This is a genomic window from Aeromonas sp. 604443 (assembly GCF_049170315.1).
Taxonomy (GTDB): domain Bacteria; phylum Pseudomonadota; class Gammaproteobacteria; order Enterobacterales; family Aeromonadaceae; genus Aeromonas; species Aeromonas veronii_A.
Map to the genome: position 1 here is coordinate 454960 of NZ_JAAKMI010000001.1, position 14491 is coordinate 469450.

A 14491-nucleotide genomic window follows, 5' to 3' on the forward strand; every position below is an offset into this window, starting at 1 on the left:
CAAGGGCGAGCAAAGGGGCCTTGCCGTGCTTAATTTAGTTTCAATCAGCTGTATGAAACTTGTGATTGGATTGTTAAGATGTGGCGCAATGAGGTCAGACCTCTGCCTTTTAAACCAAGGAGCCAGGATGAAACAGCCATTGAAACTGACGACTCGCCAGGGCGAACGGATTGCCGTCGTGGCGGGGCTGCGTACCCCCTTTGCCAAGCAGGCCACCGCCTTTCATGGCGTGCCTGCAGTCGATCTCGGCAAACTGGTGGTGAGCGAGATGCTCGCCCGTACCAATCTCGATCCCAAGCTTATCGACCAGCTGGTGTTTGGTCAGGTGGTTCAGATGCCGGAAGCCCCCAACATTGCCCGTGAAATCGTGCTTGGCACCGGCATGAGCGTCAATACCGATGCCTATAGCGTCTCCCGCGCCTGCGCCACCAGTTTTCAGGCGGTGGCCAACGTCACCGAATCCATCATGGCGGGCACTGTGGATATCGCCATCGCTGGCGGTGCGGACTCCTCCTCCGTGCTCCCTATCGGAGTGAGCAAGAAGCTGGCCCGCGCCTTGGTGGATCTCAACAAGGCGCGCAATCTGCAGCAGCGCTTCAATATTCTACGTCAGCTGCGGGTCAAGGATCTGCTGCCGGTGCCGCCTGCCGTGGCGGAATACTCTACTGGCCTCTCCATGGGACAGACCGCCGAGCAGATGGCCAAGAGTCACCAGATCAGCCGCGAGGCGCAAGATGCGTTAGCTCATCGCTCCCACACTCTGGCCGCGCAGGCTTGGGCCGATGGCAAGCTCAGTGGCGAGGTGTTTACCGCCCATGTACCGCCCTACAAGTCGCCGCTGGAGCGGGACAACAATATCCGTGAAAGCTCGGATCTCGCGAGCTACGCCAAGCTCAAGCCGGTGTTTGATCGGGTTCATGGCACAGTGACGGCTGCCAACGCCACGCCGCTGACCGATGGCGCTGCCGCCGTGCTGCTGATGCGCGAAGGGCGGGCGAAAGAGCTGGGCCTCGAACCGCTGGGCTATATCCGCAGCTTCGCTTTCTCGGCCATCGATGTGTGGCAAGACATGCTGATGGGGCCCTCCTACGCCACGCCGCTGGCGCTGGACAGAGCCGGCATCACGCTCAGCGATTTGACTCTGATCGACATGCACGAAGCCTTTGCCGCCCAGACTCTGGCCAACCTCAAGATGTTTGCCAGCCACGAGTTTGCCCGTGACAAGCTGGGCCGCGATCAGGCCATCGGCGAGGTGGACATGGAGAAGTTCAACGTCCTCGGCGGTTCGCTGGCCTATGGCCACCCCTTTGCCGCGACCGGTGCGCGGATGATCACCCAGACCCTGCGCGAGCTGCGTCGTCGCGGTGGGGGATTGGGGCTCAACACCGCCTGTGCGGCGGGTGGATTGGGCGTGGCTATGGTGTTGGAGGTTGAATGATGAGCGCTAAGACTTTTTCCCTGGATGTTCGCAAAGATGGCATCGGCATCCTCACCATGGATGTGCCGGGCGAGAGCATGAATACCCTGAAAGCCGCCTTTGTCGAGGAGATCCGCTCCGTACTGGACGAGGTAAAACGCAACAAGGATTTGATCGGGCTGGTGATCACCTCCGGCAAGAAGGACTCCTTCATCGCCGGCGCTGACATTACCATGCTGGCCGCCTGCACCAGTGCCAAGGATGCCGAGACCCTGTCACGAGAAGGGCAGGAGATCTTTGCCGAGATCGAGGGGCTGACCATTCCGGTGATCGCCGCCATTCATGGCCCCTGCCTCGGTGGCGGGTTGGAGCTGGCGCTGGCCTGCCATGGTCGGGTGGTGACCGAGCACGGTAAAACCGTGCTGGGATTGCCGGAAGTGCAGCTCGGTCTGCTGCCGGGCTCTGGCGGTACCCAGCGTCTGCCGCGCCTTATCGGGGTGGCCAAGGCGCTGGATCTGATGCTGACCGGCAAGCAGGTTCGCGCCAAACAGGCCAAGAAATTGGGGCTGGTGGACGATGTGGTGCCGCCGTCAATCTTGCTGGATGCTGCCATCAAGCTGGCCAAGAAGGGTAAACCGCGCCATCAGTTGAAGCGGGATCTGCAGGGCAAGGTGCTGGAGACCAACAAGCTGGGCCGCAAGGTGCTGTTCGATCAGGCCAGCAAGGGGGTGAAAGCCAAGACCCGCGGCAACTACCCGGCGCCGGAGCGGATCCTGGATGTTGTGCGCATCGGCGTGGAGGAGGGGATGAAGGCTGGTCTGGCTGCTGAATCCCGCCACTTTGGTGAGCTGGTGATGACTGCAGAGTCTGCCGCCCTGCGTTCCATCTTCTTTGCCACCACCGAGATGAAGAAAGAGGTCACCTATCAGGGGGCCGAGCCGCGCAAGGTGGCCCATGCCGCCGTGCTGGGCGGTGGTCTGATGGGGGGCGGCATTGCGTTCGTCACCGCTACCAAGGCGGGCGTGCCGGTGCGGATCAAGGATGTGGCAAGCGCCGGGATCGGCAATGCCATGCGCTACAGCTATGACATTCTGGCCAAGAAGCTCAAGCGTCGTCACATCTTGCGCAGCGAATTGGAAAAGCAGATGAGCCTGCTGACCGGTACTCTGGACTACTCCGGTTTTCACCGGGTCGACATGGTGGTGGAGGCGGTGTTTGAAGATCTCAATCTCAAACACCAGATGGTGAAAGACGTGGAGCGCGAGTGTGGTGAGCATACAGTGTTTGCCTCTAACACCTCCTCCCTGCCCATCAATCAGATTGCGGCAGAGGCGGCACATCCGGAGCGGGTCGTGGGGCTGCACTACTTCAGCCCGGTGGACAAGATGCCGCTGGCGGAGATCATCCCCCACGCTGGCACCAGTGCCGAGACGGTCGCCACCACCCTGGCTTTTGCCCGCGCCCAAGGCAAAACGCCCATCGTGGTGAAGGACGAAGCCGGTTTCTACGTCAACCGCATCCTGGCGCCCTACATGAATGAGGCGGCAAGACTGGTGCTGGAAGGGGAGCCGGTGGAGGTGCTGGATAGCGCGCTGCTGGATTTTGGCTTCCCGGTTGGCCCCATCACCTTGCTGGACGAGGTGGGGATCGATGTGGGCGCCAAGATCTCCCCTATTCTCGAAAAAGAGCTGGGCGGCGAGCAGTTCCAAGCACCCAAGGCGTTCGACAAGCTGCTGCAAAATGATCGCAAGGGGCGCAAGAACGGCAAGGGCTTCTATCTCTATGGCAAGGCGGCACCGCGCAACAAGCTGACAGGCAAAGAGGGCAAGAAGACGGTGGACGAGAGCGTCTATGGCGTGCTCGGCATCAAGCCGTCTGCCAAGCTGGCTCGCCAGGAAATCGCCGAGCGCTGCGTGTTGCTGATGCTCAACGAAGCGGCCATGGCGTTGGATAGCGGTGTGGTGGCTTCGGCCCGTGATGGCGATATCGGCGCCATCTTCGGCATCGGTTTCCCGCCTTTCCTTGGCGGCCCGTTCCGTTATATGGACACGCTCGGGATCGATCATCTGGTTGGCCGTCTGGAGTATTACCAGAAGCGCCACGGCGACCGGTTCGCCCCCTGTGCCCGTCTCAAGGCGATGGCCGCAGAGCAGCAGACCTTCTACTGATAATCGCTGCAGAGTGACCGCAAGACAACGAGGCCCGCACCCATGCGGGCCTCTTTCTATGTTGTGGTTTGTTCGGGTTATTCAGGTAGTGCTGCGATGATGCAGGCAGAGGCGAAGGCCGAAAAAATGGCCCACCGAAGTGGGCAATTTGCGAGGTAGCATGGTTCAGATACCCGGCTTACGCTCCGGGCAGCGGCCGATAATATCGGGTGGCAGTTCACCGTTGTCCTGCTCCAGCACCACGTCGAATCCCCACAGTTGATGGAGGTGCTTGAGCACCTCATGGCGAGAGTCGCCAAGGGGGATGCGGTTGTGGGGCACATAGCGCAGGGTGAGGGAGCGATCCCCCTTCACGGCGACGTTGTACACCTGAATATTGGGTTCCAGATTGCTGAGGTTGTACTGGGCCGACAGAGTATTGCGCACCTGACGGTACCCCTCGTCATTGTGGATGGCGGAGACCTTCAGATAGTTCTTCAGATCGTCGTCATCAATAGCGAACAGCTTCATATCCCGCATCACTTTCGGGCTTAAGAACTGGCTGATAAAGCTCTCGTCCTTGAAGTTCTGCATGGCAAAGTGGAGGGTGTCGACCCAGTTGCTGCCGGCATAGTCGGGGAACCAGTATCTATCTTCCTCGGTCGGGTTCTCGCAGATGCGGCGCAGGTCGGTAAACATGGCAAACCCCAGCGCATAAGGGTTGATCCCCGAGTAGTAGCGGCTGTTGTAAGCAGGTTGATAAACCACGTTGGTGTGGCTATGCAGCACCTCCATCATGAAGCGATCGCTCAGCTTGCCCTCGTCATAGAGGTGATTGAGGATGGTGTAGTGCCAGAAGGTGGCCCACCCCTCATTCATCACCTGAGTCTGCTTTTGCGGATAGAAATACTGGCTTATCTTGCGCACGATGCGCACCACTTCCCGCTGCCAGGGCTCCAGCAAGGGGGCATTCTTCTCGATAAAGTAGAGAATGTTCTCCTGGGGTTCGGCGGGGTAGCGCCTGTCCTCCACACCAGCGGCTTTATGCTGCTTGGGCAGGGTTCGCCACAGCTCGTTGACCTGAGTCTGCAGATAATCTTCCCGCGCCTTCTGACGCCGCTTCTCCTCAGCCATCGAGATCTTCTGTGGACGCTTGTAGCGATCCACCCCGAAGTTCATCAGGGCATGGCAGGAGTCGAGCAGCTGTTCCACCGCCTCGATGCCATGCTTCTCTTCGCACTGGGTGATGTAGTTCTTGGCGAACAGCAGGTAGTCGATGATGGAGGAGGCATCGGTCCAGGCCTTGAACAGGTAGTTGTTCTTGAAGAAGGAGTTGTGGCCGTAGCAGGCGTGTGCCATCACCAGCGCCTGCATCGGCATGGTGTTCTCCTCCATCAGGTAGGCGATGCAGGGATCGGAGTTGATGACGATCTCGTAGGCCAGCCCCATCTGGCCGCGCTTGTAGTTTCGCTCGGTATGGATAAAGCGCTTGCCGAACGACCAGTGCTGATAGCCGATGGGCATGCCGACGCTGGAGTAGGCATCCATCATCTGCTCGGCGGTGATCACCTCGATCTGGTTGGGGTAGGTATCCAGCTTGTAGAAACGGGCGACCCGGGCGATCTCCTGGTGATAGGTCTCCAGCAGATCGAAGTTCCAGTCTGGTCCGTCATCCAGTGGCGCTACACGTTTTTCTGTTTCGATCATGTGACCTCCTCACGCCGCTTGTTTCTTGAACAGCTCGCGGAACACCGGATAGATATCCTCGACCTTGCGAATGTGCTCCATCGCAAAGTGGGGGAACTGGCTGGCTACCGACTCATATTCGTGCCACAGGGTCTGGTGGGCACGGGTGGTGATCTCGATGTAGGAGTAGTACCTCACCCTTGGCATGATGTCCCGCGCCAGGATCTCCCTGCACTGCGGTGAGTCATCAGCCCAGTTGTCACCATCCGACGCCTGCGCCGCATAGATGTTCCACTGGTTGGCGGGGTAACGCTCGTTGATGATGTCATTCATCATCTTGAGCGCACTGGAGACAATAGTGCCGCCGGTCTCCTGGGAGTAGAAGAACTCGTGCTCGTCCACCTCCTTGGCCTGGGTATGGTGGCGGATATAGACCACCTCGACATTCTTATAGGTCCGGCTCAGGAACAGATAGAGCAGGATATAGAAACGCTTGGCCATCTCCTTGGTGGCCTGATCCATGGAGCCCGATACGTCCATCAGACAGAACATCACCGCCTGACTGGAAGGGACGGGCCGTTTGACGAAGTTGTTGAATTTGAGGTCGAAGGTGTCAATAAACGGCACCGCGTCTATCCGTCGTTTCAGCTCCCTGATCTCCTTCTCGAGCAGGGCTATTTCGGCAAAGTGCTCGTTGGGATCGGTGGCCAGCAGAGCCAGCCGCTCTTCCAGTTGGTGCAGTTGGCGTTTCTTGCCCGCTTGCAGCGCCATGCGCCGCGCCAGCGAATTTTGCAGGGAACGCACCACGTTGATGTTGGCGGGCACCCCGTTTGAGGTGTAGCCCGCCCGATAGGTTTTGACCTCCATCAGCTGATTGAGCTGGGTTTTCTGCAGCCTAGGCAGCTCCAGATCTTCAAACAGCAGATCGAGATACTCATCCTTGGAGATCTGGAACACGAAATCATCGGCCCCTTCTCCCTGATTGGATGCCTGTCCCTCGCCGGAACCCTGTCCACCGCCCCCTCCTTTGGGGCGGTCAATCTTGTCGCCGGAGACGAACTGATCATTGCCGGGATGCACCATCTCCCGTTTACCGCCGTGCCCCTGATGAAAATGGGGCTCGCCGATATCCTTGGTCGGGATGCTGATGCTCTCGCCCTTGTCTACGTCCTGAATGCTGCGCTTGGAGACAGCATCCGAGACCGCTTGTTTTATCTGCTTCTTGTAGCGGCGGATGAAGCGCTGCCGATTGACAGCGCTTTTGTTTTTGCCGTTGAGCCTGCGGTCGATAAAATGCGCCATAACTCCCCCTTGAACAGTCAGGGTCAGGATGACTTGCGTACCCTGAGATACCATTCGGAGAGCAGTCGCACCTGTTTGCGGGTGTAGCCTTTCTCCATCATCCGTTCGACAAAGTTATCGTGCTTCTTCTGCTCCTCGGCCGAGGTTTTGCTGTTGAAGGAGATAACCGGCAGCAGCTCTTCCGTGTTGGAGAACATCTTCTTCTCGATCACGGTGCGCAACTTCTCGTAACTGGTCCAGTTGGGGTTACGGCCTGCATTGTTGGCCCGGGCACGCAGCACGAAGTTGACGATTTCGTTGCGGAAATCCTTCGGGTTGCTGATCCCGGCGGGTTTTTCAATTTTCTCCAGCTCGCTGTTGAGAGACGCTCTGTCAAACAGCTGGCCGGTTTCGGGGTCACGGTACTCCTGATCCTGGATCCAGAAGTCGGCGTAGGTGACGTAGCGATCGAAGATGTTCTGACCGTACTCGGAGTAGGACTCGAGATAGGCGGTCTGGATCTCCTTGCCGATGAACTCCACATAGCGCGGGGTCAGATAGCCCTTGATGAACTCAAGGTAGCGATCGTGCAGCTCTTGCGGGAACTGTTCGCGCTCGATCTGTTGCTCCAGCACATAGAAGAGGTGCACCGGGTTGGCGGCCACTTCCGCGTGGTCGAAGTTGAAGACGCGGGAGAGGATCTTGAACGCAAAGCGAGTAGAGAGACCATTCATCCCCTCGTCCACACCGGCGTAGTCGCGATACTCCTGATAGCTCTTCGCCTTGGGATCGGTGTCTTTGAGGCTCTCGCCATCATAGACCCGCATCTTGGAGTAGATGCTGGAGTTTTCCGGCTCTTTCAGCCGTGACAGTACCGAGAACTGGCCCAGCAGCTCGAGGGTGCCCGGAGCGCATTTGGCCTCGGTCAGCTCGCTGTTGATCAGCAGTTTCTCGTAGATCTTCACCTCTTCGGAGACGCGCAGGCAGTAAGGGACCTTGACGATGTAAACGCGGTCGAGGAAGGCCTCGTTGTTCTTGTTGTTGCGGAACTGCTGCCACTCGGATTCGTTGGAGTGGGCCAGCAGAATGCCGTCAAAGGGGAGGGCGGAGAGCCCCTCGGTGCCGTTGTAGTTACCCTCCTGGGTTGCTGTCAGCAGCGGGTGCAGCACCTTGATGGGGGCCTTGAACATCTCCACAAACTCCATCACCCCCTGGTTCGCTTTACACAGCGCACCTGAGTAGGAGTAGGCATCGGCGTCATCCTGGGCGAAGTGCTCCAGCATGCGGATGTCGACCTTGCCGACCAGTGAGGAGATGTCCTGGTTGTTGTCATCACCGGGTTCAGTCTTGGCAATGGCGATTTGATCGAGGATGGAGGGGTTGACCTTCTCCACCTTGAACTTGGTGATGTCGCCGCCAAACTCGTGCAGGCGTTTGGCCACCCAGGGGGACATGATGGGACGCAGGTAACGGCGCGGGATGCCGTACTCTTTTTCCAGGATCTCCCCATCCTCTTCGATGTCGAACAGGCAGAAGGGGTGATCGTTGACCGGTGAGCCCTTGATGCGATAGATGGGCACCTTCTGCATCAGGGATTTGAGTTTCTCTGCCAGCGAGGATTTACCGCCGCCAACGGGGCCCAGCAGATAGAGGATCTGTTTCTTCTCTTCCAACCCCTGGGCGGAGTGTTTGAGGTAGGAGACGATCTGTTCGATGGCCTCTTCCATCCCGTAGAAATCCTTGAAGGCGGGATAGCGTGCCACGACGCGGTTGGAGAAGAGTCGGCTCAGTCTGGGGTTGGCTGAGGTGTCTACCATCTCCGGCTCACCAATGGCGGTCAGCAGACGTTCGGCTGCGGAGGCGTAGCAGGCTTTGTCCTGCTTACACATATCCAGGAACTCCTGGATGGTATATTCCTCTTCTCTCGCTTTTTCATATCGCTGTTGGTAATGCTCGAATATGCCCATAACTTTGCCCTCGTTATAGTCGCTTACCCTGAAAAAAGTGGATGACTGCTTTTGTGTTGTGCGCTTTTAAAGCCTAGTCAACAGACTCCAGTAATCCATCACGGTTGATAGGTTAAATTCTGAAGAAACCTGCCCGATCCTTGTGCGGGGAGGGTCAGTCAACAACACCGCTATGTTACTGACTGTTAAATTATTTTTGCCACGATAGTGAGGTAAATGTCAAAGACATAAAAAATAAATGTTTATGGGAAACAGGGAACTTATTGCGAAAAGATTAAGGGGTTTGACGAAAGGCAATGGGGCTGCGGGTTAGCGGGGTTATGGATGAGAATGTCGTTACGTGAACGTCAACGTAAATCACTTTGTTTGGAGTTTTGACTCTAATTTTTACATTGACGCTACATTTTGAGTGCCCTAGATTGGCGATGTGTGAGCAGCAAGACGCTTTAGCAAGAGAGTTGACTGTTGCCTCACCAAGCTCTGTTTAAGCACGTTTCCGTTGGCTTGACCCTCGCAACCGCGAGGGTCTTCTTTTTCTGCGTCTGTAAACGCTTGTTTCTGCTGGTGGCTATTGACGCCGCCAGCACTCATCTAGCAAGGGTAGGCTTGTTGCACGGCCGCGAGGACGCGGGCAAACGGGTGGGCGGCCAACTGGCCTGCACCCGCCAGCGATTTGGCTTTGACCCGGCTGGTCAACGGTGTGGCGATACCGCACAAGAAGCGGGCCAGAACACGCGCATCCACCGAACCTGTCTTGGCAATCAGCGGATCGCACCAGGCGCGGATCCCCGCCTCGTTTGGCATGGTCAGTGAGGGCAGGGGCGGGAGATGTGCCACCTCGCCGCGACAAACCGAACAGTGGCCACAATGAACCGGCGCCACCTCATCGGCAAAATAGCGGGCGAGGCGGTGGCTCAGGCACTCACTTGAGGTGAAAAAGTCGAGCATGGCTTGCAGTCTGGCCAGCTCGCTCTGCTCTTTTTGCAGGAACAGGGCGTGCAGGGCTTTTGCTTCCTGCTCGTTGTCCCACCCCTGACGGTTGATCCGGTAGACCTCGGTCATCTGTTTGCTTTCAAGCTCGATCCAGCCTTGCTGCTGCAGGTAGTCGAGCGCCGCAACCGCCCGCTGCCGCTCCCCCTGATAGCCCTGCCAGAGGGCGTCAAAGTCCATGGTGCACCAGCTGCGCGCTTGCGGGGCACAGGCGAACAGCTGTTCCAGAAACTGGCGGCGATCCGGATTGAAGCGGCTCACAATCTCGTCTTTATCCAGCACAAACTTGAAGCGGTAGTCGGCGTAGTAGCTGTAGGCCGGGGTGATGATGCCTGCCATCTCCAGATAGACCAGCAGGGTTTTAAGGGGCAACTGGCGGATATTGGTGTCGTTGGAGAGGCGCAGCAGGGTGAATTCCCACTCGCTCCCACTCTGCTTGATGATGGCAAGGAGCTGGAGGATGGCACTCAAATCCGGCGTATCGCCGTAGACGAAGTTCTCCAGCACCGGCAGCTGGCTCTGGTTGGCCAGCACGATACAGCGCGATGGTTGGCCATCCCTTCCGGCGCGGCCAATCTCCTGGCTGTAGTTTTCGATGGATTTGGGCAGATCGTAGTGAATGACCCGCCGGATATCCGCTTTGTCGATCCCCATCCCAAAGGCGATGGTGGCGACGATGCAATCCACCTTGCCCGCCATGAAGTCGTGCTGGATCTGACTGCGCAGCGCCGAGTCGAGTCCGGCATGATAGGCGCGGGCGTTGATCCCTTCTCTAATGAGTTGCTCGGCACAGGCTTCTGCGGTGTGTTGCAAAGTGACGTAGACGATGGTGGGGGCCGCCGGATCGTTGGCCAACTCCTGCGCGAGCCAGCTATCCCGCGCGTCGGGCGACAGGGGAATGACCGCCAGATCAAGATTGGGGCGGTAGAAACCGGTGACCACGACCCCCTCCGGCGCGATGCCGAATTTGGTCTGCATATCCTGAATCACCGCCGGTGTGGCGGTGGCGGTGAGCAGCAATACCTGCGGGATCTTCAGATCATGGCGATAGCTCGGCAGCTTGAGGTAGTCGGGGCGAAAGTTGTGGCCCCACTCCGAGATACAGTGCGCCTCATCGACGACCAGCAGCGAGAGCGGCACTTGCTGGATAAAGCGGCGAAAGCGCTCGTTCTTGAGTCGCTCCACCGAGATCATCAGGATCTTGAGCTGGCCATCCAGCGCCTGCTGCATCACTCGTCGGCTCTCCTCCGGGCTCTGGCTTGAGTCGAGGGTAGCGGCGCTTATTCCCTTGCTTTTAAGGAAGGCGAGCTGATCGTGCATCAGCGCCAGTAGCGGCGAGATAACCAGGGTCAGGTGAGGCAGGGCGAGGGCCGGCAGTTGATAACAGAGGGACTTGCCGGAGCCGGTGGGAAAGATGGCGGCGGCACTCTGACCTGCCAGCACCCGGCTGATCACCGCTTCCTGACCTGGCCTGAGTGCGGAGAAACCAAAATATTGGTTGAGCAGGGATGGGATCATGGCAAGGCTCCGCGGCAAATGGGGGATGATAGCACAGCGATGCCGGTCACGGGTGACACAGGAATGGTCGTGAGGGTAAGGGCAGAGAGTGTCGATAAAACGTACAAAAATGGGTGGTTGCGCTGTGGTTAAGGTTTTGTTGCGGTTTTTTGTGATGGAAACGGGATATTTTTTGGTGAGTCTCTGGAAAAAAAAGATGGCGAATGGGATATTCCGTCATGCAATCCGGTGACTGGCGGATCGGCCCGGCAGAAGGCTGGCCACAGACACCACATTCGGGCGACAGGGGTCTCCCGATGAGTGGTTGCAGACAGGACTCATGATTCATGCACTACGGTGCTTAGGGACTTTTTTGATGACACAACAACACCCCCTCCTTCGGCTGGTCAATAGCACCAGCCTGGTCAGCCAGATCCTGGTTGGTCTGGTATTCGGTATCTTGCTGGCACTGTTTGCGCCCGAGTGGGCGAAAACGGCAGGTCTGCTTGGCAGTCTGTTCGTTGGTGCACTGAAAGCGGTAGCTCCGCTGCTGGTATTCGTACTGGTGATGGCGGCCATCATTGGTCACAAGCAGGGTCAGAAGACCAATATTCGCCCGCTGCTGGCGCTCTACCTGTTTGGTACCTTCTCTGCGGCCGTGGTCGCGGTGATTGCCAGCTTCCTGTTCCCCTCCAACCTCCATCTGGTGGCCAATACTGCCGAGATCACCCCGCCCGGCGGGATCACCGAGGTGCTGCAGACCCTGCTGTTCAACGTGGTGACCAACCCGGTCAAGGCGCTGATGGATGCCAACTATATCGGGATCCTGGCGTGGGCCATCGGTCTGGGTATCGCCATGCGCCATGCCAACGAGAGCACCAAGGCGCTCATCACTGACCTGTCTCACGGTGTCTCCGCCATCGTGAAAGCGGTGATCCGCTGTGCTCCGCTCGGGATCCTGGGTCTGGTTGCCTCCACTCTAGCTGAGACCGGCTTCGATGCCCTGTTTGGCTATGCTCAACTGCTGGTGGTGCTGATCGGCTGCATGCTGTTTATCGCCTTTGTGGTCAACCCGTTGATCGTCTTCTGGAAGATCAAGCGCAACCCCTATCCACTGGTGCTGACTTGCCTGAAAGAGAGTGGTGTAACTGCCTTCTTTACCCGCAGCTCTGCGGCCAATATCCCGGTCAACATGGCGCTGTGTGAAAAATTGCGTCTGCCGGAGGATACCTATGCGGTATCCATTCCGCTGGGTGCCACCATCAACATGGCGGGTGCGGCCATCACCATCACTGTGCTCGCCATGGCGGCGGTACATACCCTGGGGATGGAAGTGGACATGGCAACTGCTGTGCTGCTCTCCGTGGTAGCCACCGTCAGCGCCTGTGGCGCGTCCGGTGTCGCCGGTGGCTCCTTGCTGCTGATCCCGCTGGCCTGTAGCCTGTTTGGTATCAGCAACGACATCGCCATGCAGGTGGTGGCCGTCGGCTTTATCATCGGTGTGCTGCAGGATTCTGCCGAGACAGCCCTTAACAGCTCCACCGACGTGCTGTTCACCGCCGCAGCGTGCATGGCCGAAGATGAAACCTTGCTGGATGTGGCTCCGGTACCGAGCCGCGAAGCCTGATCTCGCAACGGTCAGTTTCGCAACACACTTGCGCCCTCTTCGGAGGGCGCTTTTTATTGTCGGCTTTGCTCTCTTTTCCTCTTTGATCAATCTCATTGGCTGATGTGCCGGACATTCTGTCGCCCTTGTCCAGGGCGCTGCCTTATCTTTATCCCTTTGAGTTGTGCTTACTCCCTCTGTGGTGCGCTATACATTTTTGCCTGCTCTGCCAAGAGCCAATTGCTATGGCTTACCCCAGATCTTCAGGATAATCACAGCATCACAGAAGAATGGAGGTGGCTGGCTGCGGCAGATGAACCCGTCCTATCAGACACGCCATCATGGTTTGGTGAGGGGGAGTAAACGTGTTGGCGATATTGAGCTGCGGGTATGGGGGCGGTACATGGTGAAACTCTAAGCATGTTCAATCATGGCGCTGGTGAGCATACAGATATCCAACAAAGGGAGTAATAAGGGGAGAGCAGGGTAATCGCGGAGGCACAGATTGCAGAGATAAAAAAGCCAGCCGAGTGTTCGGCTGGCTTTTTGCTATCAGCGGCAGGTAGGGGATTAACCGACCAGCTGATAGAGGATGGCGGAGATGGCGATCATCCCCATCACAGCGACAAATACGTTGCTGATATGACCCTGATACTTCGCCATGGCCGGTACGCGCTTGATGGCGTACATCGGCATGATGAACAGGATGGTGGCGATGATCGGGCCGCCCAAGGATTCAATCATGCCCAGGATGGAGGGGTTGGCAATGGCAGTGCCCCACAGGGTCAGGATGAAGAAGGCGATGATGAACATCTCGACTTTCTTGGCGTTCGGCTCTTTGCCGGACTTGCGCATGTTCTGCACGATCATCCCCTTCAGACCTTCACGGGCACCCAGATAGTGGCCGAAGAAGGAGGAGACGATGGCGACGAACGCAACCAGCGGACCGAAGTAGGAGATGATGGGGCTGGCATGCTGGTTGGCCAGATAGGAGAGCACGGCGATGTTCTGAGCCTTGGCTTCTGCCAGCTGGGCCGGTGTCAGGCTCATGACGCAGGAGAAGACGAAGAACATCACAAAGCCCAGCAGCACCATGGCGGTACGCTTGAGGATGGCATCGGCTTTCTCGACAGCCTGATCACCGTGGTCGCGGCGCTGGGCCAGAGAGAAGCTGGAGATAGCCGGGCTGTGGTTGAAGGAGAAGACCAGTACCGGGATGGTCAGCCACAGGGTAGTGGCGAAATCCTTGGCAGAGGGCACCTGCTCCAGCGCGGCACCGGTCCAGTCCGGGATCAGGTACAAAGAGATACCGGCCAGAATGGCGATCAGCGGATAAACCAGCAGCTCGGTCACTTTCAGCATCAGCTTTTCACCGGCCAGCATCACCGACATCATGCCCATGATCAGCACGATGGAGAGGATCCAGCGCGGCGGGGCACTCATCTGCAGCTGGTTGACCATGAAGCTTTCCACGGTGTTGGTGATGCCCACGCCGTAGATCAGCACGATGGGGTAGATGGCGAAGAAGTAGAGCAGGGTGATTAATTTACCGGCACCCACGCCAAAGTGCTCTTCCACCACTTCGGTGATGTCTGCATTTGGCTTTTTGGAGGAGAGCACGAAGCGGGCCAGACCACGGTGGGCCAGATAGGTCATGGGACCTACCAGCAGCGCCATGACGACCAGCGGCCAGAAACCGCCCATACCCGCGTTGATCGGCAGGAACAGGATCCCCGCGCCAACCGCGGTCCCGAACAGACTGATGACCCAGGTAGAGTCGCGTTTTTCCCAACGAGTGGTTTGAGTAGAGCTGATCCCTTGCTCTGTTGACGCCGCAACTCCCTGCGTGCCAGTGACTGTGTTTGACATCTATCTCACCCCGAATGTGTGGTTCTTATTA

8 protein-coding genes are annotated in these 14491 nt (G+C 57.9%); 3 read left to right on the forward strand and 5 right to left on the reverse strand.

The window, feature by feature from the left end; all coding sequences use genetic code 11:
* Window positions 1-127 precede the first annotated feature (127 nt).
* Together fadI and fadJ are read left to right on the forward strand one after the other, a co-directional pair.
* The gene (fadI, locus tag G5380_RS01890; RefSeq protein WP_421352284.1) at window positions 128-1438 is read left to right on the forward strand and encodes an acetyl-CoA C-acyltransferase FadI; all 1311 of its coding nucleotides are present in this window, start codon (window positions 128-130) and stop codon (window positions 1436-1438) included.
* The gene (gene fadJ, locus G5380_RS01895) at window positions 1438-3585 is read left to right on the forward strand and encodes a fatty acid oxidation complex subunit alpha FadJ (RefSeq protein WP_216980303.1); all 2148 of its coding nucleotides are present in this window, start codon (window positions 1438-1440) and stop codon (window positions 3583-3585) included. The genes fadI and fadJ overlap by 1 nt, the downstream gene beginning before the upstream one ends.
* A 165-nt stretch (window positions 3586-3750) precedes the next feature.
* On the opposite strand, the gene G5380_RS01900 is transcribed toward fadJ, so the two are convergent.
* The 4 genes from G5380_RS01900 to G5380_RS01915 all read right to left on the reverse strand — a co-directional run bounded on the left by G5380_RS01900 (window position 3751) and on the right by G5380_RS01915 (window position 11006).
* The gene (locus tag G5380_RS01900; RefSeq protein ID WP_040065652.1) at window positions 3751-5271 is read right to left on the reverse strand and encodes a SpoVR family protein; all 1521 of its coding nucleotides are present in this window, start codon (window positions 5269-5271) and stop codon (window positions 3751-3753) included.
* Between the two features lie 9 nt (window positions 5272-5280).
* Window positions 5281-6552, reverse strand: coding sequence for a YeaH/YhbH family protein (locus G5380_RS01905; protein ID WP_421249828.1), 1272 nt, complete (start codon window positions 6550-6552; stop codon window positions 5281-5283).
* A gap of 23 nt (window positions 6553-6575) precedes the next feature.
* Entirely contained in the window at window positions 6576-8498 is a 1923-nt protein-coding gene (locus G5380_RS01910; RefSeq protein ID WP_005333223.1) for a PrkA family serine protein kinase, read from the reverse strand.
* A 591-nt stretch (window positions 8499-9089) separates the two neighbouring features.
* Window positions 9090-11006, reverse strand: coding sequence for a RecQ family ATP-dependent DNA helicase (locus G5380_RS01915; protein ID WP_421352285.1), 1917 nt, complete (start codon window positions 11004-11006; stop codon window positions 9090-9092).
* A 355-nt stretch (window positions 11007-11361) separates the two neighbouring features.
* Between G5380_RS01915 and sstT the strand changes: the two genes are divergently transcribed.
* A complete protein-coding gene (gene sstT / locus G5380_RS01920) occupies window positions 11362-12612 on the forward strand; it encodes a serine/threonine transporter SstT (RefSeq protein ID WP_124929511.1) in 1251 nt (416 codons plus the stop codon).
* Window positions 12613-13161: 549 nt separating this feature from the next.
* On the opposite strand, the gene G5380_RS01925 is transcribed toward sstT, so the two are convergent.
* A complete protein-coding gene (locus G5380_RS01925; RefSeq protein ID WP_005345325.1) occupies window positions 13162-14460 on the reverse strand; it encodes a serine/threonine transporter in 1299 nt (432 codons plus the stop codon).
* Window positions 14461-14491 lie beyond the last annotated feature (31 nt).